The 25,787-nt window shown below is 60.6% G+C and carries 23 protein-coding genes; 11 read left to right on the top strand and 12 right to left on the bottom strand.

Annotated features, from left to right (window positions below):
- Positions 1-532: 532 nt before the first annotated feature.
- A complete protein-coding gene (gene gbcA / locus BJ917_RS18975; protein ID WP_096514556.1) occupies positions 533-1,828 on the bottom strand; it encodes a glycine-betaine demethylase subunit GbcA in 1,296 nt (431 codons plus the stop codon).
- A gap of 292 nt (positions 1,829-2,120) precedes the next feature.
- Between gbcA and gbcB the strand changes: the two genes are divergently transcribed.
- Positions 2,121-3,221, top strand: a complete 1,101-nt coding sequence (gene gbcB / locus BJ917_RS18965; RefSeq protein ID WP_096514560.1) for a glycine-betaine demethylase subunit GbcB — start codon at positions 2,121-2,123, stop codon at positions 3,219-3,221.
- A 123-nt stretch (positions 3,222-3,344) separates the two neighbouring features.
- On the opposite strand, the gene BJ917_RS18960 is transcribed toward gbcB, so the two are convergent.
- Both BJ917_RS18960 and BJ917_RS18955 read right to left on the bottom strand, forming a co-directional pair.
- A complete protein-coding gene (locus BJ917_RS18960) occupies positions 3,345-4,169 on the bottom strand; it encodes an NAD(P)-dependent oxidoreductase (RefSeq protein WP_121104085.1) in 825 nt (274 codons plus the stop codon).
- A gap of 213 nt (positions 4,170-4,382) precedes the next feature.
- A complete protein-coding gene (locus BJ917_RS18955; RefSeq protein WP_096514564.1) occupies positions 4,383-5,423 on the bottom strand; it encodes a low specificity L-threonine aldolase in 1,041 nt (346 codons plus the stop codon).
- A 131-nt stretch (positions 5,424-5,554) separates the two neighbouring features.
- On the opposite strand from BJ917_RS18955, the gene BJ917_RS18950 reads away from it, so the two are divergent.
- The 8 genes from BJ917_RS18950 to fdhA all read left to right on the top strand — a co-directional run bounded on the left by BJ917_RS18950 (position 5,555) and on the right by fdhA (position 15,676).
- Positions 5,555-6,283, top strand: coding sequence for a TraX family protein (locus BJ917_RS18950; protein ID WP_256658558.1), 729 nt, complete (start codon positions 5,555-5,557; stop codon positions 6,281-6,283).
- A gap of 303 nt (positions 6,284-6,586) precedes the next feature.
- Positions 6,587-7,840: a serine hydroxymethyltransferase gene (gene glyA, locus BJ917_RS18945; RefSeq protein WP_096514568.1), complete on the top strand. Its 1,254-nt coding sequence runs from the start codon at positions 6,587-6,589 to the stop codon at positions 7,838-7,840.
- A gap of 23 nt (positions 7,841-7,863) precedes the next feature.
- Positions 7,864-9,114: a sarcosine oxidase subunit beta gene (locus BJ917_RS18940; RefSeq protein WP_003206307.1), complete on the top strand. Its 1,251-nt coding sequence runs from the start codon at positions 7,864-7,866 to the stop codon at positions 9,112-9,114.
- Positions 9,115-9,128: 14 nt separating this feature from the next.
- Complete coding sequence (locus BJ917_RS18935; protein WP_007980417.1) at positions 9,129-9,458, top strand: sarcosine oxidase subunit delta; 330 nt, start codon at positions 9,129-9,131, stop codon at positions 9,456-9,458.
- Positions 9,455-12,472: a sarcosine oxidase subunit alpha gene (locus BJ917_RS18930; RefSeq protein ID WP_121104080.1), complete on the top strand. Its 3,018-nt coding sequence runs from the start codon at positions 9,455-9,457 to the stop codon at positions 12,470-12,472. Before BJ917_RS18935 ends, BJ917_RS18930 begins: the two co-directional genes overlap by 4 nt.
- 150 nt (positions 12,473-12,622) lie before the next feature.
- On the top strand, positions 12,623-13,255 hold the full coding sequence (locus BJ917_RS18925) for a sarcosine oxidase subunit gamma (RefSeq protein WP_096514572.1): 633 nt from the start codon (positions 12,623-12,625) through the stop codon (positions 13,253-13,255).
- A gap of 160 nt (positions 13,256-13,415) precedes the next feature.
- Positions 13,416-14,273, top strand: coding sequence for a formyltetrahydrofolate deformylase (gene purU, locus BJ917_RS18920; protein WP_096514574.1), 858 nt, complete (start codon positions 13,416-13,418; stop codon positions 14,271-14,273).
- Positions 14,274-14,476: 203 nt separating this feature from the next.
- Positions 14,477-15,676, top strand: a complete 1,200-nt coding sequence (fdhA, locus tag BJ917_RS18915; protein WP_008057129.1) for a formaldehyde dehydrogenase, glutathione-independent — start codon at positions 14,477-14,479, stop codon at positions 15,674-15,676.
- 59 nt (positions 15,677-15,735) lie between these two features.
- Here the strand turns inward: fdhA and BJ917_RS18910 are convergent, their stop codons facing one another.
- From BJ917_RS18910 to BJ917_RS18900, 3 genes are read right to left on the bottom strand one after another with little or no spacing between them, the layout of a single operon-like run.
- On the bottom strand, positions 15,736-16,410 hold the full coding sequence (locus BJ917_RS18910) for an anti-sigma factor domain-containing protein (protein WP_096514576.1): 675 nt from the start codon (positions 16,408-16,410) through the stop codon (positions 15,736-15,738).
- The gene (locus BJ917_RS18905) at positions 16,407-17,030 is read right to left on the bottom strand and encodes an RNA polymerase sigma factor (protein WP_121104078.1); all 624 of its coding nucleotides are present in this window, start codon (positions 17,028-17,030) and stop codon (positions 16,407-16,409) included. The genes BJ917_RS18910 and BJ917_RS18905 overlap by 4 nt, the downstream gene beginning before the upstream one ends.
- A 55-nt stretch (positions 17,031-17,085) precedes the next feature.
- Entirely contained in the window at positions 17,086-17,679 is a 594-nt protein-coding gene (locus BJ917_RS18900) for a fasciclin domain-containing protein (RefSeq protein ID WP_096514580.1), read from the bottom strand.
- Between the two features lie 212 nt (positions 17,680-17,891).
- On the opposite strand from BJ917_RS18900, the gene BJ917_RS18895 reads away from it, so the two are divergent.
- Positions 17,892-18,446: a DUF2780 domain-containing protein gene (locus tag BJ917_RS18895; RefSeq protein WP_096514582.1), complete on the top strand. Its 555-nt coding sequence runs from the start codon at positions 17,892-17,894 to the stop codon at positions 18,444-18,446.
- Here the strand turns inward: BJ917_RS18895 and BJ917_RS18890 are convergent, their stop codons facing one another.
- Positions 18,447-19,334, bottom strand: coding sequence for an acyltransferase (locus BJ917_RS18890; protein WP_096514584.1), 888 nt, complete (start codon positions 19,332-19,334; stop codon positions 18,447-18,449). It abuts the gene before it with no gap.
- Positions 19,335-19,620: 286 nt separating this feature from the next.
- Between BJ917_RS18890 and BJ917_RS18885 the strand changes: the two genes are divergently transcribed.
- Positions 19,621-20,121 carry an ATP-dependent zinc protease gene (locus BJ917_RS18885; protein WP_121104076.1) on the top strand — a complete coding sequence of 167 codons (501 nt, stop codon included), beginning with the start codon at positions 19,621-19,623 and terminating at the stop codon, positions 20,119-20,121.
- A gap of 7 nt (positions 20,122-20,128) precedes the next feature.
- Here the strand turns inward: BJ917_RS18885 and BJ917_RS18880 are convergent, their stop codons facing one another.
- From BJ917_RS18880 to BJ917_RS18860, 5 genes are all read right to left on the bottom strand, one after another.
- Positions 20,129-20,995, bottom strand: coding sequence for an RHS repeat-associated core domain-containing protein (locus BJ917_RS18880; protein ID WP_121104074.1), 867 nt, complete (start codon positions 20,993-20,995; stop codon positions 20,129-20,131).
- A 103-nt stretch (positions 20,996-21,098) separates the two neighbouring features.
- The gene (locus BJ917_RS18875) at positions 21,099-21,728 is read right to left on the bottom strand and encodes a glutathione S-transferase (RefSeq protein ID WP_121104073.1); all 630 of its coding nucleotides are present in this window, start codon (positions 21,726-21,728) and stop codon (positions 21,099-21,101) included.
- Positions 21,729-21,907: 179 nt separating this feature from the next.
- The gene (locus tag BJ917_RS18870; RefSeq protein ID WP_121104071.1) at positions 21,908-22,087 is read right to left on the bottom strand and encodes a hypothetical protein; all 180 of its coding nucleotides are present in this window, start codon (positions 22,085-22,087) and stop codon (positions 21,908-21,910) included.
- The gene (locus BJ917_RS18865) at positions 22,084-23,214 is read right to left on the bottom strand and encodes a PepSY domain-containing protein (RefSeq protein ID WP_121104069.1); all 1,131 of its coding nucleotides are present in this window, start codon (positions 23,212-23,214) and stop codon (positions 22,084-22,086) included. The genes BJ917_RS18870 and BJ917_RS18865 overlap by 4 nt, the downstream gene beginning before the upstream one ends.
- A gap of 72 nt (positions 23,215-23,286) precedes the next feature.
- Positions 23,287-25,713 carry a TonB-dependent siderophore receptor gene (locus BJ917_RS18860; RefSeq protein ID WP_121104068.1) on the bottom strand — a complete coding sequence of 809 codons (2,427 nt, stop codon included), beginning with the start codon at positions 25,711-25,713 and terminating at the stop codon, positions 23,287-23,289.
- Positions 25,714-25,787: the final 74 nt, after the last annotated feature.

The raw sequence follows: 25,787 nt of genomic DNA, 5'->3' as shown, positions 1-25,787 counted from the left end.
CTTTCGTGCTTCTGGTTAAAAATTGATCAATCCATCGCTTTTAACGGTTCAATCGTGCCGGAAGCCATTAATTTCGCGGCTTACAGCGGTTTTCCACAGCGGTGGAGAAGTTGCCCCCAAAGTCTGTTGGCGCTTCTGTGGATAAGGTGTTCGCTATACGCTGCAAGCCAGGTATTGCAGGGCTTTCAAGGGCTTGATCAAAAATTGATCAGTCGTTGAGGAAAACCCTGATTCTGAATAAGTCACGGATTTTCTTCGGTTTCTGTGGAGAAAGTTTTCAATATGTCCACAGTTGTCCCCATTTGCTGTGGGTGGAGATGTGGATAACTTGTTTGCGGAAGGCTGGGAGCCGCACAGAGCTTAGCGCTGAACGGAATAGATCATATTTCGTACAGTTCTAAACCATTTAAGGTGAATCAGGAGGGATGTGTTGTCAGAGAGGGCGCTTTCGCGAGCAGGCTCGCTCCCACATTTGATCTATGTCGTACATAGAACCACTGTGGGAGCGAGCCTGCTCGCGAAGCTTTTGACTTTAGCCTTGAACCGGGACGCCTTTGAGGTAAGGCGCAGGCTCGGCCCCCAGGTTGCTCAGCAGACGCTCGCTGTACCAGTCCACGAAGTTCACCACACCGAATTCATAGGTCTTGGAGTAAGGCCCTGGCTGGTAGGCTGTGGAGTTGATGCCGCGCTGGTTCTCTTCGGCCAGGCGACGGTCCTGGTCGTTGGTGGCGTCCCAGACCTGGCGCATGCGCTCCACGTCGTAGTCCACGCCTTCGACCGCGTCCTTGTGGACGAGCCACTTGGTGGTGACCATGGTTTCCTGGGCGCTGATTGGCCACACGGTGAACACAATGATGTGGTCGCCCATGCAGTGGTTCCAGGAGTGCGGCAGGTGCAGGATGCGCATCGAGCCCAGGTCAGGGTTCTTGATGCGGCCCATGAGTTTGGCGCAGCCTTGTTTGCCGTCGATGGTCATCGACACGGTGCCCTTGAGCAGCGGCATGCGCACGATGCGGTTGCGCAGGCCGAAACTGGCATGGGCGTAAGGGATCTTCTCGGCTTCCCAAGACGCGGCGGAGGCGGCGACGTGGTCCTTGAACGCCTGGTCGGCGCGCGGGTCGGTGACGTCGTCCCACTCCAGCAGGGTTTTCAGCAGTTCCGGGTGCGACGCGTTGCAGTGGTAGCACTCGCGGTTGTTTTCCAGCACAAGCTTCCAGTTGGCCTTTTCCATCAAGGTGGTGGTGATTGCCACCTTGGTGTTCTCCATGTCGTACGGTTCCATGTAATGGTTGAGCGTCGACAGGAAGTCATCGATGGCCGGCGGGTTTTCCGCGAGGCTGACGAAGATGTAGCCGCCAGCGGTCTTCACGTTCACCGGTTTGAGGCCGTACTGCTTCATGTCGAAGTCGTCGCCCATCTCGGTGCCGGCGAACAGCAGGCGACCGTCTAGTTCGTAGGTCCACTGGTGGTAGTGGCAGACCAGTTTGGCGACCTTGCCCTTGTCGCTGGTGCACAGGCGCGAACCACGGTGGCGGCAGACGTTATGGAACGCGTGCACCACGCCTTCGGCGCCGCGGATCACAATGATCGGGTTCTTGCCGATTTGCAGGGTCAGGTAGTTGCCCTTGGCGGGAATCTCGCAGGTCATGCCGGCGATCAACCACTCTTTCTGGAAAATCTCCTGCATGTCGATATCAAACAGGCGCTCGTCGGAGTAAAACGGCTGCGGCAGCGAGAACGTGCGCTCGCGCTCTTGCAGCATCTGGGCAGTGGCCTTGCGTGCGGGTTCCAGCGGATCGCCCAGGCTCAGGGTAGTAGTGACGTCCATCGTTTAATCCTCAAGGCCATCTGCGTGGCCGGCGAAAGTGGCTAATCAGGTTGGGTCAGGGTTGCTACGCAAGGTGTAAAGATTATGTCTTGGTATGGGGCGAGTGTGGGGCCGACGCTGTCCAGAACCTTATCCATGGGCGACATGGTGCAATCTGTTCCCGACGCGCAAGCCCCGGTCGTTGGGGGCTGGTCGCGATAAGCATGTGAATGTCGCAGATAGGTAAATGGGTGATCTGCGCTATACGCAGAATCGCCAACATGAAGGCCGACAGTCGGCCGTGGAGATCAGCATGTCCAATAACTTCCTGAACCCGGTAACCACCCAGACCTGGGCCAATGGTCGGCACATCGTCCGTTGCGTCAAAGTCATCCAGGAAACCTGGGATGTGCGCACCTTTTGCTTCATGGCCGATCAGCCGATCATGTTCTTCTTCAAGCCGGGGCAGTTCGTCACCCTGGAGCTGGAGATCGAAGGCCAGCCGATCATGCGCTCGTACACCATTTCCAGCTCGCCGTCGGTGCCGTACAGCTTTTCGGTGACCATCAAGCGCGTGCCGGGCGGCAAGGTTTCGAACTGGCTGCATGACACCTTGCATGAAGGCTACGAACTGGCGGTGCACGGGCCGGTCGGGCTGTTCAACGCCATCGACTTCCCGAACCCCAAGGTGCTGTACCTCAGCGGTGGCGTGGGCATCACGCCGTGCATGTCCATGGCGCGCTGGTTCTTCGATACCAACGGCAATGTCGATATGGCGTTTATCCACAGTGCCCGCTCGCCGAAAGACATCATTTATCACCGCGAGCTGGAACACATGGCGGCGCGGATCGAAAACTTCAGCCTGCACCTGATCTGTGAAAAGCATGGTTTCGGTGAACCCTGGGCCGGCTATCGCGGTTATCTGAACCACAAGATGCTCGAACTGATGGTCCCTGACTTCCTTGAGCGCGAAGTGTTCTGCTGCGGTCCGACGCCATACATGAATGCCGTCAAGCGCCTGCTGGAAAACGCTGGCTTCAACATGAAGCGCTACCACGAGGAGTCATTCGGTGCCACGCCGCCAGAGGCCATCGCCGATGCCGTGGAGAATGCCGAACAGGCCGCCGATGCGCCGCAAGTCGATGCGGCGGACCTGCATCAAGTGGAGTTCACCGCGTCCGGCAAGAGCATTCGCGTGGCGCCGGGCGAGACCGTGCATGCGGCGGCGGCCAAGGCCGGTTTGCTGATACCGAAAGCATGCGGCATGGGCATCTGCGGCACCTGCAAGGTATTGAAGCTGGGCGGCGAAGTGGAGATGGAACACAACGGCGGGATCACCGAAGAGGACGAAGCCGAAGGGTACATCCTGTCGTGCTGCAGTGTGCCGAAGGGGGATGTGCGGATCGAGTACTGATCCACACCGATGATCCTATGTGGGAGCGAGCCTGCTCGCGAAGGCGTACTGACATTCAACATTGATGTTGACTGACCCGGTGCTTTCGCGAGCAGGCTCGCTCCCACAGGTTTTTGTGTTTCTTCAATCAATGAACAGATCCGGCATCAGCTTGTCGCTGGTGCCTGGCGCAAACCGATAGTGTTCGAACTCGGTTACGCCGTTTTCCCGCAGTATTTCCTCATCAATCAGCAAGCGCCCCGTCAGGCTGCGGTTTGTGCGGCTCAGAATCACGTGGGCGGCATCCGCCATGATCGCCGGCGTGCGCGCATGCTTGAACGATTCCCGTGACCCCAGCTGAAACTCGATCGCCGCCGTGGCAATCATGGTCTGCGGCCACAGCGAGTTGACGCTGATGCCGTAGTTCCTGAATTCCTCGCTCATGCCCAGCGTCAGCATGCTCATGCCGTATTTGGTCACGGTGTAGGGGCTGTATTGGGCGAACCACTGGGTAGCCAGGTTCAACGGTGGCGACAGGTTGAGGATGTGGCCGGCGGATTTTTTCAGGTAAGGCAACGCCGCCTGACTGCACAGCAGTACGGCGCGGGTGTTGATCTGGTGCATCAGGTCGAAGCGCTTGAGTTCGAGGTGCTGAACTCCGGTCAGCTTGATCGCCCCGGCGTTGTTGACCAGCGCATCGATGCCGCCGAAATGTTCATTGGCCCGGGCCAGGGCTTGATGCACGGCCACTTCATCGCGCACATCCACCTGCAATGCCAGCGCCTTGCCGCCAGCCGCTTCGACTTCCTCGGCCACGCTGTAGATCGTGCCCGGCAGTTTGGGGTGCGGTTCGGCACTTTTGGCGGCGATCACGATGTTGGCACCGTCGCGTGCGGCGCGCAGTGCGATCTCGCGACCGATGCCACGGCTGGCGCCGGTGATGAACAGGGTTTTGCCTTGCAGTGACATGCGTACGCTCCTGATTGTTATTGTCTGTACGGCTCGACAGACAATGTAGACCAAGACTTCAGGTGCGAACGGTCAGGGGAAATTCGGCGGGGGATTTACTTGTGGGAGCGAGCCTGCTCGCGAAAGCGCCGGGTCAGACAACATCAATGTTGAATGTCAGGACGCCTTCGCGAGCAGGCTCGCTCCCACAGGGGTTGCATTAGCTCTGGATGTTTAGTGCGACATGACTTGGCGGATATCGCGGGCCAACTCGCGTACGCGCTCTTCCTCGGTATCCCACGAGCACATGAAGCGTGCGCCACCGTTGCCGATGAAGGTGTAGAAACGCCAGCCCTTGGCCGTCAGCGCGGCGATGGCCGGTTCCGACAGTTGCAGGAACACGCCGTTGGCCTGGACTGGGAACATCAGTTCCACACCCGGTATGTCGCTGACCAGTTCGGCCAGCAGTTGCGCGCAATGGTTGGCGTGGCGGGCGTATTTGAGCCAGGCGCCGTTTTCCAGAATCCCGACCCAGGGCGCAGACAGGAAGCGCATTTTCGACGCCAATTGACCGGCCTGTTTGCAGCGGTAATCGAAGTCTTCAGCCAGTTTGTGGTTGAAGAACAGAATCGCCTCACCCACGGCCATGCCGTTTTTCGTGCCGCCGAAGCACAGCACATCGACACCGGCTTTCCAGGTCAGGTCGGCCGGTGAGCAGCCGAGGAAAGCGCAGGCATTGGAGAAACGCGCGCCGTCCATGTGCAGGTTCAGGCCCAGTTCCTTGCAGGTGGCGCTGATGGCGCGGATTTCGTCCGGGGTGTAGACGCTGCCGACTTCGGTGGCCTGGGTCAGGGTCACCACGCGAGGTTTCGGGTAGTGGATGTCCTGGCGCTTGAGGGCGATTTCGCGGATCGACTCCGGGGTCAGCTTGCCGTTTTCGGTGCGGGCGATCAGCAGTTTGGAACCGTTGGAGAAAAATTCCGGCGCGCCGCATTCGTCGGTTTCGACGTGGGCGGTTTCCGAGCAGATCACGCTGTGGTAACTCTGGCACAGCGACGACAGGGCCAGGGAGTTGGCGGCGGTACCGTTGAAGGCGAAGAACACTTCGCAGTCGGTTTCGAACAGCTTGCGGAAATCGTCGGACGCGCGGGCGGTCCACTCGTCGTCGCCGTAGGCGCGCTGGTGGCCATGGTTGGCCTGTTCCATGGCAGCCCAGGCTTCAGGGCAAATGCCGGAATAGTTGTCGCTGGCGAATTGTTGGCTCTTATCGGTCATGGCCTGCTTCCGTGGTCGAGGCGCCTATGGTGAGGCGCCTCGTGGTCAATGATGGTGCGCACTTTACCGAAGATCGTCCGGGGGGCGCACGGGATGTCACTGTCAGAAATTTACTGGGATGCCGGGCAATTATGCACGTGTCTATTGACTTAAAGCAGCGCGACCGTGCACTGGATTTGCTCAAGTGGCTGGCGCTGCTGAGCATGGTGCTCGATCACCTGCGATATGTCGGTTACTCCGCCGATTGGCTGTATGTGCCGGGGCGTCTGGCGTTCCCGTGGTTCTGCCTGGCGATGGCGGCGAATCTGGCGCGGACCGAGGTGGTCCCGGCCAGCGGGCAGTGGCGATACTTGGGCTGGTTGCTGCTGTTTAGCGCCGTGAGTGAAATTCCCTACCGAATCTACATTCCCGATCCCGACACCTTGAACGTGTTGCCCACCCTTGCCTTGGGCTTGCTGGTGGCGCGGGGCTGGCGAGACCGCACGTTGCAGGCGCGATTGTTGGCTGGCGCAGCGCTGGTTCTGGCGGCGCTGTTTTGGGGGCGACTGATGTTCGGTTTTTTCGGTGTTCTGTTGCCGTTGGCGATGCTGCTGGTGATTCGGCGTCCCTGGTATTTCGCGTTGCTGCCGGGGCTGGTCTGCCTGGCGGCCAATCAGTGGCAGGTGCTGTATTACGCCATTCGATTGGGTAATCACGTGGCGATGGCGGCCATTGCCACTTGTCTGATTGCGCCATGGCTGGGGCTGTTCCTGTTGCGACACGCCCACGCCGTAAAACCACCGCCGATGCGGCGCTGGGCGTATGCCTTGTATCCCGCGCATTTCCTCGTTTTGCTGGCATTGCGACAGGTTCTCGCTTAACCCCTGGAACTGGATGCAAACCCTGTGGGAGCGAGCCTGCTCGCGAAGAGGGAGTGTCAGGCGACATCAACGTTGCTGACCCATCGCCTTCGCGAGCAGGCTCGCTCCCACAGGGGATTTCGGCTGGTTCGCGGACTGTACCCGGCCTGCCATTTCCCGCCATGTCGTAAACGCACCTTTACGTGGCGCCCATAGGCATTTGACCTGTCTGCCTCGGTCATACCATCGCTATCAAAGGGCACTGCCGAAACGCCAGTGCCTTACCGAGACGAATGGCGCACAGATGCCGCTGGGAGAGACGCGATGTTCAGCAAGCAAGACCAGATCCAGGGTTACGACGATGCACTGCTGGCGGCGATGAATGCCGAGGAGCAACGTCAGGAAGATCACATCGAGCTGATCGCGTCCGAGAACTACACCAGCAAGCGCGTGATGGAAGCGCAAGGCAGCGGCCTGACCAACAAATACGCCGAAGGTTATCCGGGCAAGCGCTACTACGGTGGCTGCGAACACGTCGACAAGGTTGAAGCCCTGGCCATCGAACGCGCCAAGCAACTGTTCGGCGCCGATTACGCCAACGTGCAGCCGCACTCCGGTTCCTCGGCCAACAGCGCCGTGTACCTGGCCCTGCTGCAAGCCGGCGACACCATCCTGGGCATGAGCCTGGCCCACGGTGGTCACCTGACCCACGGTGCCAAGGTGTCGTCCTCGGGCAAGCTGTACAACGCCGTTCAATACGGTATCGACACCAAGACCGGCCTGATCGATTACGACGAAGTCGAGCGCCTGGCCGTCGAGCACAAGCCGAAGATGATCGTTGCCGGTTTCTCCGCTTACTCCAAGACCCTGGACTTCCCGCGCTTCCGTCAGATCGCCGACAAGGTGGGCGCGCTGCTGTTCGTCGACATGGCCCACGTGGCCGGTCTGGTCGCTGCCGGCCTGTACCCGAACCCGCTGCCTTACGCCGACGTGGTGACCACCACCACCCACAAGACCCTGCGTGGTCCACGTGGCGGCCTGATCCTGGCCAAGTCCAACGAAGAAATCGAGAAGAAGCTCAACGCGGCGGTATTCCCCGGTGCCCAGGGTGGCCCGCTGATGCACGTGATCGCCGGTAAGGCGGTGTGCTTCAAGGAAGCGCTGGAGCCAGGCTTCAAGGCCTATCAGCAGCAAGTGATCGACAACGCCCAGGCGATGGCCGGCGTGTTTATCAAACGCGGCTACGATGTAGTGTCCGGCGGTACCGATAACCACCTGTTCCTGGTCAGCCTGATCCGTCAGGGCCTCACCGGTAAAGAAGCAGACGCAGCCCTCGGTCGCGCCCACATCACTGTGAACAAGAACGCTGTCCCGAACGATCCGCAGTCGCCGTTCGTGACGTCCGGCCTGCGTATCGGCACCCCGGCGGTGACCACGCGCGGCTTCAAGGTGACCCAGTGCGTCACGCTGGCCGGCTGGATCTGCGACATCCTCGACAACCTCGGCGACGCCGATGTCGAGGCCAATGTCGCCCAGCAGGTTTCGGCCCTGTGCGCGGACTTCCCGGTTTATCGCTGAGTGCGGTTTTGGAGTAAATGACTATGCAACGCTACTCAGGCTTCGGCCTCTTCAAACACTCCCTCAGCCACCACGAAAACTGGCAGCGGATGTGGCGTACACCGACCCCGAAAAAGGTCTACGACGTGGTCATCGTCGGCGGCGGCGGGCATGGTCTGGCGACCGCCTACTACCTGGCCAAGGAACACGGCATCACCAACGTGGCCGTGGTCGAAAAGGGCTGGTTGGGCGGCGGTAACACCGCGCGCAACACCACCATCGTTCGCTCCAACTACCTGTGGGACGAGTCGGCGCACCTGTACGAACATGCGATGAAACTGTGGGAAGGCCTGTCCCAGGACCTGAACTACAACGTGATGTTCTCCCAGCGCGGCGTCTACAACCTGTGCCACACCCTGCAGGACATCCGTGATTCCGAGCGTCGGGTCAGCGCCAACCGCCTCAACGGCGTGGACGGCGAGCTGCTCAACGCAAAACAGGTCGCGGACGAGATTCCGTACCTGGACTGCTCGAAGAACACCCGCTACCCGGTGATGGGCGCCACCGTCCAGCGTCGCGGCGGCGTGGCCCGTCACGATGCCGTGGCCTGGGGCTTTGCCCGTGCCGCCGACGCCCTCGGCGTGGACCTGATCCAGCAGACCGAAGTGATCGGTTTCCGCAAGGAAAACGGCGTGTGCATCGGCGTGGAAACCAACAAGGGCTTCATCGGCGCCAAGCGCGTCGGTGTAGTGACCGCCGGTAACTCCGGGCACATGGCCAAACTGGCCGGTTTCCGCCTGCCGATCGAATCGCACCCGCTGCAAGCGCTGGTGTCCGAGCCGATCAAGCCGATCATCGACAGCGTGATCATGTCCAACGCCGTACACGGTTACATCAGCCAGTCCGACAAGGGCGACCTGGTGATCGGCGCCGGTATCGACGGCTACAACGGCTACGGCCAGCGTGGTTCGTACCCGGTGATCGAGCACACCATCCAGGCCATCGTCGAAATGTTCCCGGTGCTGTCCCGTGTCCGCATGAACCGTCAGTGGGGCGGCATCGTCGATACGACGCCTGATGCCTGCCCGATCATCTCGAAAACCCCGGTACCGAACATGTTCTTCAACTGCGGTTGGGGCACCGGCGGCTTCAAGGCAACACCTGGCTCGGGCAACGTATTTGCCGCGAGCCTGGCCAAGGGTGAAATGCACCCATTGGCCGCACCTTTCTCCATCGACCGTTTCCACAACGGTGCGTTGATCGATGAACACGGCGCTGCTGCGGTTGCCCACTAACAGGAGAAATCCCCATGTTGCATATCTTCTGTCCTCACTGCGGCGAACTGCGCTCCGAAGAGGAATTCCATGCATCCGGCCAGGCGCACATTCCGCGTCCACTGGATCCGAACAGCTGCACCGACGAGGAGTGGGGCGACTATATGTTCTTCCGCGATAACCCTCGCGGCCTGCACCACGAGCTGTGGGATCACGTCGCCGGTTGCCGCCAGTACTTCAACGTCACCCGCGACACCGTGACCTACGAGATTCTCGAAACCTACAAGATCGGCACCAAGCCACAATTCACCGACAAGACCGATAGCCCGAAAGCGGCCAGCACGGCTCTGGGAGAGAAGGTATGAGCCAGATCAATCGCCTGTCCAACGGCGGACGGATCGACCGCAACAAAGTCCTGAGCTTCACCTTCAACGGCCAGAGCTACAAAGGCTTCGAAGGCGACTCCCTGGCCGCTGCACTGCTGGCCAACGGCGTCGACATCATCGGTCGCAGCTTCAAGTACTCCCGTCCGCGCGGCATCTTCGCCGCCGGTGCTGAAGAGCCGAACGCGGTGCTGCAGATCGGCGCCACCGAAGCCACGCAGATTCCGAACGTACGGGCCACGCAACAAGCGCTGTACCAAGGCCTGGTCGCCACCAGCACCAACGGCTGGCCGAGCGTGAACAACGACATGATGGGGATTCTCGGCAAGGTCGGCGGCAAGCTGATGCCGCCGGGCTTCTACTACAAAACCTTCATGTACCCACAATCGTTCTGGATGACCTACGAGAAGTACATTCGTAAGGCTGCCGGTCTTGGTCGTTCGCCGACCGAGAACGATCCGGACACCTACGACTACATGAACCAGCACTGCGACGTACTGATCGTCGGCGCCGGCCCTGCTGGCCTGGCGGCAGCACTGGCGGCTGCACGCAGCGGTGCGCGTGTGATCCTCGCCGATGAGCAGGAAGAGTTCGGCGGCAGCCTGCTCGACTCCCGCGAAAGCCTGGACGGCAAGCCTGCCGTGGAGTGGGTCGCCAGCGTCATCGCCGAGCTGAAGAACACCCCGGACGTGCTGCTGTTGCCGCGCGCCACGGTCAACGGCTACCACGACCATAACTTCCTGACCATTCACGAACGCCTCACCGATCACCTCGGCGACCGCGCACCGATTGGCCAGGTACGTCAGCGCATCCACCGGGTTCGTGCCAAGCGTGTAGTGCTGGCGACCGGCGCCCACGAGCGTCCATTGGTCTACGGCAACAACGACGTGCCGGGCAACATGCTGGCCGGCGCTGTGTCGACTTACGTGCGCCGTTACGGCGTGGCACCGGGCAAAAAACTGGTGCTGTCCACCAACAACGATCACGCCTATCGCGTGGCCCTGGATTGGCTCGATGCCAGCCTGCAAGTGGTGGCCATCGCCGACGCCCGCAGCAACCCACGGGGGGCGCTGGTGGAAGAGGCACGCGCCAAAGGTATTCGCATCCTCACCGGCAGCGCCGTGATCGAGGCCCGTGGCAGCAAGCGCGTCACCGCTGCACGCGTCGCGGCCATCGATGTGAAAGGCCACAAAGTCACCAGCCCTGGCGAGTGGCTCGACTGTGACATCGTCGCCAGCTCCGGCGGCTACAGCCCGGTGGTTCACTTGGCTTCGCACCTGGGCGGCAAGCCGATCTGGCGTGAAGACATCCTCGGTTTCGTACCGGGCGAAGCACCGCAGAAACGCGTGTGCGTGGGTGGCATCAACGGCGTCTATGGCCTTGGCGATTCCCTGGCCGATGGTTTTGAAGGGGGCGTGCGCGCTGCCAGCGAAGCCGGTTTCGGTGCGGTCGAAGCGACGCTGCCGAAGGCTCTGGCCCGCCTGGAAGAGCCAACCCTGGCGCTGTTCCAGGTGCCTCATGAAAAGAACACCGCACGGGCGCCGAAGCAATTCGTCGACCTGCAAAACGACGTCACCGCCGCTGCCATCGAACTGGCGACCCGCGAAGGCTTCGAGTCGGTCGAACACGTCAAGCGCTACACCGCGCTGGGCTTCGGCACCGATCAGGGCAAGCTGGGTAACGTCAATGGTCTGGCCATTGCCGCCCGTTCGCTGAACGTGACCATCCCGCAGATGGGCACCACCATGTTCCGTCCGAACTACACGCCGGTGACTTTCGGCGCCGTGGCCGGCCGTCACTGCGGGCACATCTTCGAGCCAGTGCGCTACACCGCGCTGCATCAATGGCACCTGAAAAACGGCGCCGAGTTTGAAGACGTTGGTCAGTGGAAACGTCCGTGGTACTTCCCGAAATCCGGTGAAGACATGCACGCGGCAGTGAAGCGCGAATGCAAAGCCGTGCGCGACAGCGTCGGCCTGCTGGACGCTTCGACCCTGGGCAAGATCGACATCCAGGGTCCGGATGCCCGCGAGTTCCTCAACCGCGTGTACACCAACGCCTGGACCAAGCTCGACGTGGGCAAGGCCCGTTACGGCCTGATGTGCAAAGAAGACGGCATGGTGTTCGACGACGGCGTGACGGCTTGCCTGGCGGACAACCACTTCGTGATGACCACCACCACCGGTGGCGCTGCACGCGTACTGCAATGGCTGGAGCTGTACCACCAGACCGAATGGCCTGACCTGAAGGTGTACTTCACCTCCGTGACCGATCACTGGGCGACCATGACCCTGTCCGGGCCGAACAGCCGCAAGCTGCTCAGCGAAGTCACCGACATCGACCTGAGCAACGAAGCCTTCCCGTTCATGACCTGGAAAGAAGGTGAGGTGGGCGGTGTGCCGGCGCGGGTGTTCCGGATTTCGTTTACCGGTGAGCTGTCGTACGAAGTCAACGTGCAAGCCGACTACGCCATGGGCGTGCTCGAGAAAATCGTCGACGCCGGCAAGAAGTACAACCTGACGCCGTACGGCACCGAAACCATGCACGTACTGCGGGCCGAGAAGGGCTTCATCATCGTCGGTCAGGACACTGACAGCTCGATGACCCCGGATGACCTGAACATGGGCTGGTGTGTCGGCCGTACCAAACCGTTCTCGTGGATCGGCTGGCGTGGCATGAACCGTGAAGACTGCGTGCGTGACCAGCGCAAACAGCTGGTTGGCCTGAAGCCGATCGATCCGAATGTATGGCTGCCGGAAGGTGCGCAACTGGTGTTCAACACCAAGCAGGCGATCCCGATGACCATGGTCGGTCACGTGACCTCCAGTTACCTGCACAACTCCCTGGGCTATTCGTTTGCCATGGGCGTGGTCAAGGGCGGCCTGAACCGCATGGGTGAGCGCGTGTTCGCGCCATTGGCGGACGGCAGCGTGATCGAGGCGGAAATCGTGTCTTCGGTGTTCTTCGATCCGAAAGGCGAACGCCAGAACGTGTAATGGCCTTGGGTCCTGTGGGGCGGCTGCTGACGCTTTCGCGAGCAGGCTCGCTCCCACAGGAGACCGCGTAACCCTTGTGGGAACGAGCCTGCTCGCGAAGACGGCAGAACAGTCACCACAAGGCCAACAGAATTCAGGAACAGGTGCTTTATGACCGCAGCCAATGTTTACCAACAACGCCCAACCTCCGGGGCCAAGGCCGAGTCGTCGCTGCATCATGCCGACCTCGCCAGCCTGGTGGGCAAGGGTCGCAAGAGCGCCGGCGTGACCGTGCGCGAGAAAAAACTCCTCGGCCACCTGACCATCCGTGGCGATGGCCACGATGCCGCGTTCGCCGCCGGCGTGCACAAGGCGCTCGGCATCGAGTTGCCGGGTGCTCTGACCGTCATCGTCAAAGGCGAAACCAGCCTGCAATGGATGGGGCCGGATGAATGGCTTCTGATCGTGCCAACCGGTGAAGAATTCGCCGCCGAGCAAAAGCTGCGCAAAGCGCTGGGCGACCTGCACATCCAGATCGTCAACGTCAGCGGCGGCCAGCAGATCCTCGAACTGAGCGGCCCGAACGTGCGCCAGGTGCTGATGAAATCCACCAGCTATGACGTGCACCCCAACAACTTCCCGGTGGGCAAGGCTGTGGGCACGGTGTTCGCCAAGTCGCAACTGATGATTCGCCACACTGCCGAAGACACCTGGGAACTGCTGATCCGTCGCAGCTTCTCGGATTACTGGTGGTTGTGGTTGCAGGATGCTTCGGCCGAGTACGGCTTGAGCGTTCAGGCCTGATCACAACCCGCCATGGAGGCGATCACCTGTGGGAGCGAGCCTGCTCGCGAAGGCGGTGTATCAACAACATTGATGTCGTCTGACACGCCCTCTTCGCGAGCAGGCTCGCTCCCACAGGAAGAGGTGTTTTCATCACCGATTTTTCAGGAGTCACCGCACTATGAGCCGCGCCCCAGACACATGGATTCTGACTGCCGACTGCCCCAGCGTGCTCGGCACGGTGGACGCGGTGACCCGCTTTCTGTTCGAGCAGAGCTGCTACGTCACCGAACACCACTCCTTCGATGATCGCCTTTCGGGGCGTTTCTTCATTCGTGTGGAGTTTCGCCAGCCTGACGGCTTCGACGAGCAGTCATTCCGTGCGGGCCTTGCCGAGCGTGGCGAAGCATTCGGCATGATCTTCGAACTGACCCCGCCTCATCACCGCCCGAAAGTGGTGATCATGGTGTCCAAGGCCGATCACTGCCTCAACGATTTGCTCTACCGCCAGCGCATCGGCCAATTGGCGATGGACGTGGCGGCCGTGGTTTCCAACCACCCGGACCTCAAGCCGCTGGCCGACTGGCACCAGATTCCGTACTACCACTTCCCGCTGGACCCCAACGACAAACCGTCCCAGGAGCGTCAGGTGTTGCAGGTGATCGAAGAGTCCGGCGCCGAACTGGTGATCCTTGCCCGCTACATGCAGGTCCTGTCGCCGGAGTTGTGCCGCAAACTCGACGGCAAGGCAATCAACATCCACCACTCCTTGCTGCCGGGTTTCAAGGGCGCCAAGCCTTACCACCAGGCCTACAACAAGGGCGTGAAACTGGTTGGCGCCACGGCGCATTACATCAACAACGACCTCGACGAAGGGCCGATCATCGCCCAGGGCGTCGAAGTGGTGGATCACAGTCATTATCCCGAAGACCTGATCGCCAAGGGGCGGGATATCGAAGGGCTGACCCTGGCGCGGGCTGTGGGTTATCACATTGAGAGAAGGGTGTTTTTGAACGCCAACAGAACCGTCGTTCTTTAGATCGCCATCGCTGGCAAGCCAGCTCCCACAGGTTTTTGTGTCGTTCACAAAGTCTGTGGTTATCCCGGCCCACTGTGGGAGCTGACTTGCCAGCGATGAGGCCCTTAAAGGCAACACAAGAAACAGCATCTGTACCCGAGCACTTAACGCGCTGCCTGCCTGGGCAACGCGGATCCATAAAAACAAAACAGCGAGGTGAAAGCATGTCTGGCAATCGTGGTGTGGTGTATCTCGGCGCTGGCAAGGTCGAAGTACAGAAAATCGACTATCCGAAAATGCAGGACCCGCGCGGCAGGAAGATCGAACACGCCGTCATCCTGCGTGTGGTTTCCACCAACATCTGTGGTTCCGACCAGCACATGGTGCGCGGTCGTACCACCGCTCAAACCGGCTTGGTGCTGGGTCACGAGATCACCGGTGAAGTGATCGAGAAGGGCCGCGACGTCGAAAACCTGCAAATCGGCGACCTGGTGTCCGTACCGTTCAACGTGGCTTGCGGGCGCTGCCGTTCCTGCAAGGAAATGCACACCGGCGTGTGCCTGAGCGTTAACCCGGCGCGTCCGGGCGGTGCTTATGGCTATGTGGACATGGGCGACTGGACCGGTGGTCAGGCGGAATACGCCATGGTGCCGTACGCCGACTTCAACCTGCTGAAACTGCCTGATCGCGATCGCGCGATGGCAAAAATCCGCGACCTGACCTGCCTCTCCGACATCCTGCCAACCGGCTACCACGGTGCCGTGACGGCCGGCGTTGGCCCTGGCAGCACCGTCTACATCGCGGGTGCAGGTCCCGTCGGCCTCGCGGCTGCCGCTTCCGCTCGCCTGCTGGGTGCAGCAGTGGTCATCGTCGGTGACGTCAACACCGTGCGCCTGGCCCACGCCAAGGCCCAGGGTTTCGAAATCGCCGACCTGTCCCTCGACACCCCGCTGCACGAGCAAATCGCCGCGCTGCTGGGCGAACCGGAAGTGGATTGCGCCATCGACGCCGTAGGCTTCGAAGCCCGCGGTCACGGCCACGACGGCGTGAAACACGAAGCTCCGGCTACTGTACTTAACTCGTTGATGGGCGTGGTCCGTGTTGCCGGCAAAATCGGCATCCCTGGCCTCTACGTCACCGAAGATCCGGGTGCCGTGGACGCTGCCGCGAAAATGGGCAGCCTGAGCATCCGCTTCGGCCTCGGCTGGGCCAAATCCCACAGCTTCCACACCGGCCAGACCCCGGTGATGAAGTACAACCGCCAGCTGATGCAGGCGATCATGTGGGATCGCATCAACATTGCCGAAGTGGTGGGTGTGCAGGTGATCAGCCTGGATCAGGCGCCGGAAGGGTATGGCGAGTTTGATGCGGGTGTGCCGAAGAAGTTTGTGATTGATCCGCATAAGTTGTTTAGTGCGGCGTAAGGCTTCACGCAAACTAAAACGGCGACCTTCGGGTCGCCGTTTTTTTTGAGCCTATATTTTCACAACGCCGCTAAAGCCCCTTGATAGAGAACCGGCCCCGTCGGCTGTCCGGTCGGTGAGCCACCCTTGGGTTCAAGGCTGACCGCCAGCGCAATCGGTTTGCCAATCAGTGCTTTCTGCGCGTCGTTCAACTCAACTTTTCCCTTGCCCCCCGCTGGAATCACCCCGAGAGAAATCGGCTTGCCATCTGCCGGAATTGCCCACAACTCCAGACTGTGTTCTGGCTCTACCGCTGCCAGTGTCACCGGTTCGACTTGCAGGAAATTCTCATGAGCCCGAACCCGCAACGCCGGCTGCGCATCGGCGCTGACCAGCGTGGCGCTGTAGCGGGCGTCGTCACGGTTGTAGATCACGCCAAGGGTCACGGCGATCACCAGTGAGCACGCTGCGACTGTTACTCGCAGCCAATTCCAGAACGGACGTTTCTGCGGCACATGCAGTTCTTGTGGTTCGATGCGCGCCGTAATGCCTTGCCAGACCCGCTCCGGCACCGGCTGCTCGGGGAGTGCATCGGTCAAGCTGGCGAGGCTCTCTTGCCATTGCGCCAGTTCCACCCGCAGCGCCGCGTCTTCCAGTAGCAACTGTTCGAAACGTCGGCGCGCGGCGGGGGGCATCAGGCCGATGGCGTAGTCGGCGGCGAGGGCGCGGCGTAGGGTCGGGGTCTGATAGTTCATGATTCAAGGCACCTGCGCAGGCGCTCCATGCCACGGCGGATCCAGGACTTGACCGAGCCGAGTGGGGCCGCCAGGTGTTCGGCCAGTTCGGCGCATGACAGGCCCTGAAAGTACGCAACGGTGATCGATTGGCGCTGCATGCCGTCGAGGCTGTCCAGGCAGCGGTTCAGGGCGCTGGCTTCGCGGGCGCTGTTCAGCTGTTCGTCGACCGAGGGACTTTCATCCACCAGCGTTTGTTCTTCAGCATCGCTCAACGGCCGGTCGCGGTGTTTGCGCAACTGGTCGATGGCTTGATTTCGCGTGATGTTGATCATCCAGGTCAACGGCGCCGACAGATGGGCTTCATAGCGCGAAGCGTTGTTCCAGATGCGCACGAAGCTTTCCTGCAGCACTTCCTCCGCGAGGTCCTGGCGGCCCATGAAGCGCAGGGCCACACCGTGCAGCCGAGGACCGACGCTGCGGTAGAGCGTCTCGAAGGCGCGGCGGTCCCCCAGTGAACACTGGGCCAGGAGCTGCCGGAGCTGATCGGCGTCGGCGATGGGAGTCACAGTTCTCCAGGCACACGGGTTGGGTGGTGTGAGGGCTGAGGTTAGATCACGCCGTGCAGTTGTTCCATTCACGGTCGGACACCTCGGCAAACCCGCCGACCCCGATGCGCGGGGTCGGCGGCAGGGCTCAGCTTTTCGGCATCAGCACTTTGTCGATGACCTGTATCACGCCATTGGACTGGTACACGTCATAGGTGGTGATGTCGGCGACGTCACCTTTTTCATCCTTGATGGTGATGTTGTGCGGGCCGTTCATCATTGCCCACAGCTTGCCGCCAGCAACCGTGGTGAGCTCGGTTTTACCGCCACCGGCCTTGATCTTGTCGGCCAGGGTGGCCATGTCGAGTTTGCCGGCGACCACGTGGTAGGTGAGGATTTTGCTCAGGGTGGCCTTGTTTTCCGGTTTGAGCAGCGTATCGACGGTGCCGGCGGGAAGGGCGGTGAAAGCTGAGTTGACCGGTGCGAACACCGTGAATGGACCTTTGCCTTTCAGGGTATCGACCAGACCGGCGGCTTTCACGGCGGCGACCAGGGTGGTGTGGTCGGCGGAGTTCACCGCGTTATCGACGATGTCTTTGCTCGGCAACATGGCTTGGCCACCGACCGTCACGTTGTCGTGGCTCATGGTTGCCGCTTGCACAGTGTTCAGGGCGAATGCGCCGCCAAGGGCCAGGGTCAGCAGGGTGGCAATGAACGGCGTTTTGATCGAAGTGCGTTTCATGGTGATGATCCTCTGGTGGGGAATCGGCCAGGAATGTCTGTCCGTGCTTGATATACGTGCGACGGGCCAGACTGGATGCAGCGTCGAATGTTTTTTTGTGGGAGCGAGCAAGCCCGCTCCCACAGGAGGCTGGGAACAATGTTGGGGCTTGTCAGTCCAACGCACAGTTTTTCGCCGCCCATTTCCGGGCGGTTTTCATTGAGGGTGTCTGGATGAAGATTTCACGCGGTTTTGCACTGGCATCGCTCATGACACTGGCGGCCAGCCCGGTCTTTGCCCAGTTCAGCCTGAGCGATGCGGCCAATGCCATTTCCGGGATGAATGGCGGCAACGCGGCCACGCAAGCGGCGCCGACTTCAGAGACAGCCGATTTGCTGGGTGCGCTGAGCGAATTGAACGTGACGCCGGAACAAGCCATCGGCGGCGCCGGGGCGATGCTCGGTCTGGCGAAGAATCAGTTGAGTTCGACCGACTACTCGGAACTGGCCAAAAGCGTGCCGGGGATCGACATTCTCTCGGGTGGCGGTGAACTGGGGGCGATAGCCGGCTTGCTCGGTTCGACCGGCAAGGCGGCCGGGCTGGATAACGCCTTGGGCAACGTCAAGAATACTAATGACCTGAACAATGCCTTCACCACGCTGGGCATGGACAGCGGCATGATCGGCCTGTTCACCCCGGTGATCCTGCAATACCTCGGTCAGCAAGGCGTCGCGGGTCCGCTGCTGCAAAGCCTGGGCGGGATCTGGGGCGCCGGAACTGGTAGCTGATCAGCGACTTTCGGCGCGCAACGCGTCGATGCGTTGGTCTTTCTCGGTCCAGAGCTGGTTGACCCAGTTCTGGACCTGTTCACGAAACAGCGGATCGTTTTCGTAATCGCCTTGCCACAGCGCCGGGTCAAGTTCGCGGGTCTTGATGTCGATGATGACCCTCGGCACGTTGCCGCTGATCAAATCCCAGAAGCCCGGAATCTCTTGCTGCGGATACACGACCGTCACGTCGAGGATGGCATCGAGCTGTTCGCCCATTGCCGCCAGGACGAACGCCACGCCGCCCGCCTTGGGTTTGAGCAGGTGGGTGAACGGCGATTGTTGCTGGGTGCTCTTGGCGCTGGTGTAGCGCGTGCCTTCCAGGTAATTGACCACGGTCACGGGCTGGCGCTTGAACAGCTCGCAGGCTTGTTTGGTGATCTCCAGGTCCTTGCCGGCCAGCTCCGGGTTTTTCGCCAGAAACGCCTTGGTGTAGCGCTTCATGAATGGATAATCCAGCGCCCACCATGCCAGGCCCAGGAACGGCACCCAGATCAGCTCTTTCTTGAGGAAGAATTTGAAGAAAGGCGTGCGCCGGTTCAGCGTCTGGATCAGCGCCGGGATGTCGACCCAGGATTGATGGTTGCTGATCACCAGGTACGACGTGTCGCCGCGGAGATCGTCACCGCCACGAATGTCCCATTGGGTAGGGATGCACAGGCGGAAGATCAGCTTGTCGATCTCGGCCCAGGTCTCGGCGATCCACATCACCGCCCATGAGGCGTAATCACGAAAACGGCCGGGCAGGACCAGTTTGAGCAGGGCAAACACCATCAACGGCCCGAACAGGACCAGAGTGTTGAGCAACAGCAGCAGGGTGACGAAACAGCCGGTGAGCAGGCGGCGCATGGGCAACTCTTGGAAACGTTTGGGCGCGCCATGATAAGTGGCTTCGGGCGGCAGGCCAAATCGGCTGATGACGAATGTTTCACTTTAGTGGCGGTAGGCTGGAGTGAAGATGCCATGTCCAGATACTCGGGTGAATGTACAGGCCTCTTCGCGAGCAGGCTCGCTCCCACAATGGAATGCATACCCCTGTGGGAGCGAGCCTGCTCGCGAAGCGATCTGAAGAGCGAACGATTTTCTGGCTGACTGTCTAAAATCCCGCTGCCCATCTCTCAAGGACAACGATCAAGTGAAATCCATCCTCGCCCTGCTGTCCCTCATTGCCCTGCCTGTCCTGGCCGCCGAACCGACACTCTACGGACGCTACGAATACATCGCCTTGCCGGAAATCGGCGGCGAAGTGCTCAAGGCCAAGATGGACACCGGCGCTTTGACTGCATCGCTGTCGGCCAAGGACATCGAAACCTTCACCCGCGATGGCGAGGACTGGGTGCGTTTCCGCCTGGCCACCAAGGATGCGAGCAATAAGGTGTACGAGCACAAGATCGCGCGGATCAGCAAGATCAAGACCCGCTCCGAAGAAGACGAGGATGAAACGGCAGCGCCCACCAAGCGGCCGGTGGTTGATCTGGAATTGTGCCTGGGTAACGTCAAGCGCACGGTTGAGGTGAACCTGACGGACCGCAGCAGCTTCAATTATCCGTTGCTGATTGGGGCCAAGGCGTTGCGTGAGTTTGGAGCGGCGGTGAATCCGGCTCGGCGGTTTACGGCGGATAAGCCGGATTGTTAAAAGCCACTCATTTTCGGCCTCCTGTTCTAATTATTCTTTGTATTTCTGGAGTAGGAGGCGCAACAAATTCTGAGGCCATTGCCGCATATAGCCTTGCATGCGTACTTCTTGGATTCGCAGCAAATTGAGTGGTGAAAAAGCCCCCATCCGGGCCAACCCTCTTTGAAAAATAGAATCCATCCAAGTAGTCGTTGAAGTCCTCTGAGATGTTCCCCAGTGATTTTGTTCGGCGATTCAGCAAACGGTCTCTCGTGATATCGGAAGCAATAAGGTTGCTAGCGCTTTTTTGCTGACTCGTTGAAATGGTCTGTAGTACATGTGTCGTGGGCGTGGGATCTGGCTCGGGGTACAGCATGCTATCTGACAAACTAATGGGATGTAGTTCGGCTCTGGGCTTGTGGGAGGACGACGATGGCCGCGCAGGGACACCCGCTGATCTCGACGCATTGGTGCTGCTACTGACAACATTTTTTGATGCAGCCTTTGGGGGCTTGGCTGCGCCGACCCTGATATTTTCACGAAGAAAAGATCTTAGATTCTTCAATACATGGCCCGTTGGATCTGACCGATTCACCGGATCTCCCCCGCAATACGTATACACATTCCAGCCACCCTCCCCAAACGGACTCCAGCTATCCGGACTGTTAAACCGCATCAACACGGGATTGAACTGCCGATACCCTTTTCCCAAATGATAATGGCCCGTCATCGGGTCCGGCAGTTCACCGTTAAACCCGAGCAGGCCGTTTGCCCGGGGGCGATGACCGTAAGGTGTGTAGACGATGGGTTGAGGTTGATTCGCCTCCAAAGCATTCAACACCGAGTTCTGTAAATCAATTGCCAACAGAATTGTTTTGCTTGTATGCGTAGGCATTAACTGAACTCCAAGCAAGGTCCACGAAGCCGGAGCCTTAGCATCGGAGCTTTTTCAGGCATTGCCTACTATCAGAACTGCTAGTCTTGCGCCCTTGCAGGCTTCAAACCTTCGGCATCGTCGCAATCATCGAAGGCCGCTGACTCACCTCGAAATACCAGGCCGCCAACTGCGGATTCGCCGTGCGCCAGTCCAGATCCGGGTGGCGCAAATCCAGGTACCCCAACGCACAGGCCACGCTGATCGCCGCCACGTCGAAATGGCTGGTCAGCTCGGCAATCGCGTCTTTTTCCAGCAGCGCCAGGGTGCGGCGGATTTTGTCGCGCTGGCCGTCGAGCCAGGCGTCCCAGTGTTTTTCCGGGGCGCGCAGGGCGACTTCGTAGCGCACCAGTACGGCGGCATCCATGATGCCGTCGGCCATTGACGCCAGTGTCATGCGCCGCCAGCGGGCGGAGCCTTCGCGGGGGATCAGCGGGTTGCCGACGTGTTGGTGGTCGAGGTAGTCGAGGATCACCCGGCTGTCGTGGATGACATGGCCGTCGGCCAGGCGCAGGGCGGGAATTTTGCTCAGGGGGTTGTCGTCGATCAGCGCCTTGTCGGGATCGACCGGCGTGAGCACGCAGTTCTGCAGGGCCACGCGGTCCTGTTGACCGGTTTCGTGTAGCAGCACCATGACCTTGCGGACGAAGGGGGAAAGGGAGTTGTGGTACAGGGTCATGCTCGGGGCGGACATGGCAGGGTCTCGATCGGTGGCGGAGTCGAGGCAGCATAGCGTGTTGAGGCGATTGCTCAATATCCCTTGTGGGAGCGAGCCTGCTCGCGAAGAGGCATCATATTCAACATCACTGTTGACTGATGCACCGCATTCGCGAGCAGGCTCGCTCCCACAGGTTTCCACAGATTTATCCGGGTTTAGTGGCGTTGGAGGAGGCCGCGCAGGGCGAGGGCGGCGGGGATGCCCAGGCCGAGCCAGCTCAGGGCGTCCCATATGCCATCGCCGAGCAGAGCGGCAAACAACCCCGCCGTGCTGAACAGGGCGATGACGGTGGGCGTGCCGAAGACCTTCCAGAAATTCGACTGCCGGGGTTTCATGCCACGCTCTCCGTTTTTTCCAGCACGGGCCTGGCGGCCTTGCGCCGCACCACCCACAGGTAAACGCCACTGCCGAGCACGATGATGGTCAGCACATCCAGGGTGGCCCAGAGGATTTTCATCGGCATGCCGCCGTAGTCACCGAAATGCAGTGGCTGCGACATGCCCATGGCGTCCATGTACCACGGGCGCTCGGCCACGGCGGTGACTTGCAGGGTGCTGGCGTCGATCAAGACTGGCGTCAGCAGGTGTGACGTCAGGTGTGTGCTGCCCTTCATGAATACCGCGTAATGGTGCTCACTGGAGAATCGCGTGCCGGGGAAGGCGATGAAGTCGGGTTGCATGTCTGGCGCAACCTCCCTGGCGATGTCGAGCAAACGCGTGGCCGGTGCCAGTTGCGTCAGCGGCGGCACGTCGCGGTAGGGCGCGACCATGGCGCTGAGGCTGTCGTTGCGCCACGCGGCGATCAGCAGGTCGGCGCAGGCACTGATGACGCCGGTCACGCCGACCACCAAGGCCCAGGTCAACGTCACCACGCCGATCAGGTTGTGCAGGTCGAGCCAGCGCAGGCGGCTGGATTTGTCCTGGCGCACGGTGGCGAAATTCAAGCGGCGCATGAACGGCAGGTACAACACGGTGCCGGAGATAATCGCGACGACAAACAGTAAACCCATGAACGCCAACCACAACTTGCCCGGCAGTTCGGCGAACATGTCCACGTGCAAGCGCAACATGACCATCATGAAGCCGCCATTGGCCGAGGGCATCTCCAGCGCTTCGCCGGTACGGGCGTCGAGCATGAAGGTGTGGGACGAGTTCGGCTCCGTACCGGCCGTGGGCGCCATGATCGCGATGGCGCCAGTGGGCTCGTCTTCGTCGAAGCTGAAGTACTGCATGACTTCGCCGGAACGATGCTTTTCAGCCGCCTGCACAAGCTGCTGCAAATTCAGATGCGGAGTGTCCGCCGGCATTGGCTGCAACTCGGCGGCATCGCCCAGCAGGTGATCGATCTCGTGGTGGAAGATCAGCGGCAGACCGGTCACCGCCAGCAGCAGCAGGAACACCGTGCAGATCAGGCTGGTCCAGGTGTGGACGAAGGACCAGCGGCGAATTGTTTTACTTTTCATTTAATAGCCTCCAGAAATACCAAAGCCGTCCTCGAAGGACGGCCTGGGTACCGGGCGTGTCAGATCAAGCCGTTACCACTTGTAAGTGGCACTGGCGACGACACTGCGTTGGTCGCCGTAGTAGCAGTAGAAACTGTCACAAGTCGAGATGTAGTCCTTGTCGAACACGTTGGTCGCGTTCAGCGCCAGCGAGGCGCCTTTGAGGCTGTTGTCCAGGCGACCGAGGTCGTAATGGACCGCCGCATCGAACACGGTGTAGGCATTAGCCTTGCCTAGCTCGGTGTTGGCCTGGTCGCCGTAGGTGTTGCCGGTGTAGCGGGCGCCGGCACCGAGGCCGAAACCGTCCAGCACGCCGTTGTGCCAGGTGTAATCGGCCCACACCGAGGCCAGTTGGTTTGGCATCAGTTGCAAGCGATTGCCTTTGAAGGTGCCATCCTGGACTTCGGACTTGGCCAGGGTGTAAGCCGCGATGAGCTTGAGGTTTTCGTTCACGTCGGACACCGCTTCCAGCTCCAGGCCTTTGACTTTCACTTCACCGGTCTGGCTGGTGATCGAGACGCCGTCGGCGTTGGTGGTGGTGACGGAGACGTTTTTCTGGGTCAGGTCGTACACCGCCGCGGTCAGCAAGGTATTGCTGCCAGGTGGCTGGTACTTGATGCCCAGTTCCCACTGTTTGCCTTCGGTCGGCTTGAACGAGTCGGTCGGCGAGGCCGTGGCATTGCTGGTTGGCTGGAACGACTCGGCGTAGGACAGATAAGGCACGACACCGTTGTCGAACACATAGCTGATGGCGGCGTTACCGCTGAAGTTCTTGTCGCGCTCGGTGTTGGTGGCGTCGGCGTGGTTGAAGAACTTGGTGCCGGTGTGGACCCAGTCCTCGCGGCCACCCAGGGTCAGGCGCCATTGGTCGAGGGCCATCTGGTCCTGGACGTACAGGCCGGTCTGATGGGTTTTCTGATCGTAGTCATAGAACGCCGAAGAGCGTGGCGGACGAACGATCGGCTGCCCGTAGATCGGGTTGAGCACGTTGGTGGTCAGGCCATCACCGAAGATCGACGTGAAGTTGGTGTTGTTGCGCTGGTGATCGAGGCCGATCAACAGGGTGTGCAGGATGTCGCCGGTAGCGAAGTCGCCCTGGAAGTTGTTGTCCACGGCGAACTGGCTGATGTCCTCGTCGACACTGGTGCTCGTGCGGCCAACGTTGCCATTGGCGTCGACCTGGGTGAACGGATAGGCGCCGGGCGTGAGGGCCTGGAAGGACAGGTCCGTTTTGGTGTAACGCAGGTTCTGCCGGAACTGCCAGACATCGTTCAAGCGATGCTCGAAGGCGTAACCCAGGGCGTAGTAAGTGCGGTCGTAGAATTCCCAGTCCGGGTCGCCCAGGTTTTTGTGGTGGGAAATTTCACCCAGTGGCGAATGGATACGGGTGCCCTGGATCGGCAGGAACTGGCTGGTGATGCCGGTATCGTCGCGAGTGAACTGCGTCAGCAGGGTGAACCGGGTGTCTTCGTCGATGTTCCAGGTCAGGCTGGGTGCAATGTTGTAGCGTTTATTGTCGATGTGGTCGATCTGGGTGTCGCTGTCGCGTACCACGCCGCTCACGCCATAGAGGAATTGACCATCCTCGTCGATCTTGCCGGTGCTGGCGAAGTTGATCTGGCGGTAATTGTCGCTGCCGTATTGGAGCTGGATTTCATTGCTCGATTCAGCACTGGGACGGCGGCTGACCATGTCCAGCAGGCCGCCCGGAGGGGTCTGGCCGTAGACCGACGAGGCGGGGCCGCGCAGCAGGGCGAGGCGGTCCAGGTTCCAGGTTTCCTGTTTCGGGTTGGCGTACACGCCTTTTGGCAGTGGCAGGCCATCAAGGAACTGGGTCGGTTCGAAACCGCGTACGCGCAACCAGTCGGCGCGGGTGTCGCTGCCGAAGCTGCTGGCGGTGATGCCGGGCATGTAGCGCACCGCGTCGTCGAGGTTGTGCACACTGCGGTCGTCCATCTGCTCGCGGGTCGCGACCGAAATCGAACGGGGTACTTCGACCAGTGCCGTGTCGGTCTTGGTGCCGGTGGCGGTGCGTTTGGCCACATAACCTTCCACCGGGCCCCAGGCGCTTTCAGTGCTTTCCACGCCGATCACGCTGGTCGCCGGCAGGGCCATCACGCCCTCGGGCACGGCCACCAGGGTGTAGGTGCTGCCGCTCTGTTCCAGCTGCAGACCGGTGCCGCGCAAGGCTTCGCGCAGGGCGCCGGGCGCATCGAACTGGCCTTTAACCGGGGCGGACGTCTTGCCTGCGGCCAGGGAAGGGTTCAGCGACAGCGCCAGGCCGGCCTGGCTGGCGATCTGGTTCAGGGTGCTGGCCAATGGCGCGGCGGGCAGGTTATACGCACGAACGCTGGACGCCTGTTCAGCGGCGATCAGTTGACTGCTGGCCAAAGGGGTGCAAAAGGCAATGGCAACCGCCAGCAAACTGGGGCGCAACAAGGTGTCTAGCGAACGGGACATACAGCGGCTCCTGAAAGGGAATACTTCTCAATTGCCTGTGTGCCGGACGAGAATCAAAAAGTGATAGGGGTGGA

The organism is Pseudomonas sp. WPR_5_2 (genome assembly GCF_003634475.1).
In the GTDB taxonomy this organism is placed as follows: Bacteria; Pseudomonadota; Gammaproteobacteria; order Pseudomonadales; family Pseudomonadaceae; genus Aquipseudomonas; species Aquipseudomonas izuensis.
This window is presented reverse-complemented; position numbering and strand designations above follow the sequence as displayed.

What these genes read in the sequence shown, in the direction of transcription:
- gbcA (WP_096514556.1), bottom strand. Translation starts at nt 1,828, where the DNA reads ATGGACGTCACTACTACCCTGAGCCTGGGCGATCCGCTGGAACCCGCA.
- gbcB (WP_096514560.1), top strand. Translation starts at nt 2,121, where the DNA reads ATGTCCAATAACTTCCTGAACCCGGTAACCACCCAGACCTGGGCCAAT.
- BJ917_RS18960 (WP_121104085.1), bottom strand. Translation starts at nt 4,169, where the DNA reads ATGTCACTGCAAGGCAAAACCCTGTTCATCACCGGCGCCAGCCGTGGC.
- BJ917_RS18955 (WP_096514564.1), bottom strand. Translation starts at nt 5,423, where the DNA reads ATGACCGATAAGAGCCAACAATTCGCCAGCGACAACTATTCCGGCATT.
- BJ917_RS18950 (WP_256658558.1), top strand. Translation starts at nt 5,555, where the DNA reads ATGCACGTGTCTATTGACTTAAAGCAGCGCGACCGTGCACTGGATTTG.
- glyA (WP_096514568.1), top strand. Translation starts at nt 6,587, where the DNA reads ATGTTCAGCAAGCAAGACCAGATCCAGGGTTACGACGATGCACTGCTG.
- BJ917_RS18940 (WP_003206307.1), top strand. Translation starts at nt 7,864, where the DNA reads ATGCAACGCTACTCAGGCTTCGGCCTCTTCAAACACTCCCTCAGCCAC.
- BJ917_RS18935 (WP_007980417.1), top strand. Translation starts at nt 9,129, where the DNA reads ATGTTGCATATCTTCTGTCCTCACTGCGGCGAACTGCGCTCCGAAGAG.
- BJ917_RS18930 (WP_121104080.1), top strand. Translation starts at nt 9,455, where the DNA reads ATGAGCCAGATCAATCGCCTGTCCAACGGCGGACGGATCGACCGCAAC.
- BJ917_RS18925 (WP_096514572.1), top strand. Translation starts at nt 12,623, where the DNA reads ATGACCGCAGCCAATGTTTACCAACAACGCCCAACCTCCGGGGCCAAG.
- purU (WP_096514574.1), top strand. Translation starts at nt 13,416, where the DNA reads ATGAGCCGCGCCCCAGACACATGGATTCTGACTGCCGACTGCCCCAGC.
- fdhA (WP_008057129.1), top strand. Translation starts at nt 14,477, where the DNA reads ATGTCTGGCAATCGTGGTGTGGTGTATCTCGGCGCTGGCAAGGTCGAA.
- BJ917_RS18910 (WP_096514576.1), bottom strand. Translation starts at nt 16,410, where the DNA reads ATGAACTATCAGACCCCGACCCTACGCCGCGCCCTCGCCGCCGACTAC.
- BJ917_RS18900 (WP_096514580.1), bottom strand. Translation starts at nt 17,679, where the DNA reads ATGAAACGCACTTCGATCAAAACGCCGTTCATTGCCACCCTGCTGACC.
- BJ917_RS18895 (WP_096514582.1), top strand. Translation starts at nt 17,892, where the DNA reads ATGAAGATTTCACGCGGTTTTGCACTGGCATCGCTCATGACACTGGCG.
- BJ917_RS18890 (WP_096514584.1), bottom strand. Translation starts at nt 19,334, where the DNA reads ATGCGCCGCCTGCTCACCGGCTGTTTCGTCACCCTGCTGCTGTTGCTC.
- BJ917_RS18880 (WP_121104074.1), bottom strand. Translation starts at nt 20,995, where the DNA reads ATGCCTACGCATACAAGCAAAACAATTCTGTTGGCAATTGATTTACAG.
- BJ917_RS18875 (WP_121104073.1), bottom strand. Translation starts at nt 21,728, where the DNA reads ATGTCCGCCCCGAGCATGACCCTGTACCACAACTCCCTTTCCCCCTTC.
- BJ917_RS18870 (WP_121104071.1), bottom strand. Translation starts at nt 22,087, where the DNA reads ATGAAACCCCGGCAGTCGAATTTCTGGAAGGTCTTCGGCACGCCCACC.
- BJ917_RS18865 (WP_121104069.1), bottom strand. Translation starts at nt 23,214, where the DNA reads ATGAAAAGTAAAACAATTCGCCGCTGGTCCTTCGTCCACACCTGGACC.
- BJ917_RS18860 (WP_121104068.1), bottom strand. Translation starts at nt 25,713, where the DNA reads ATGTCCCGTTCGCTAGACACCTTGTTGCGCCCCAGTTTGCTGGCGGTT.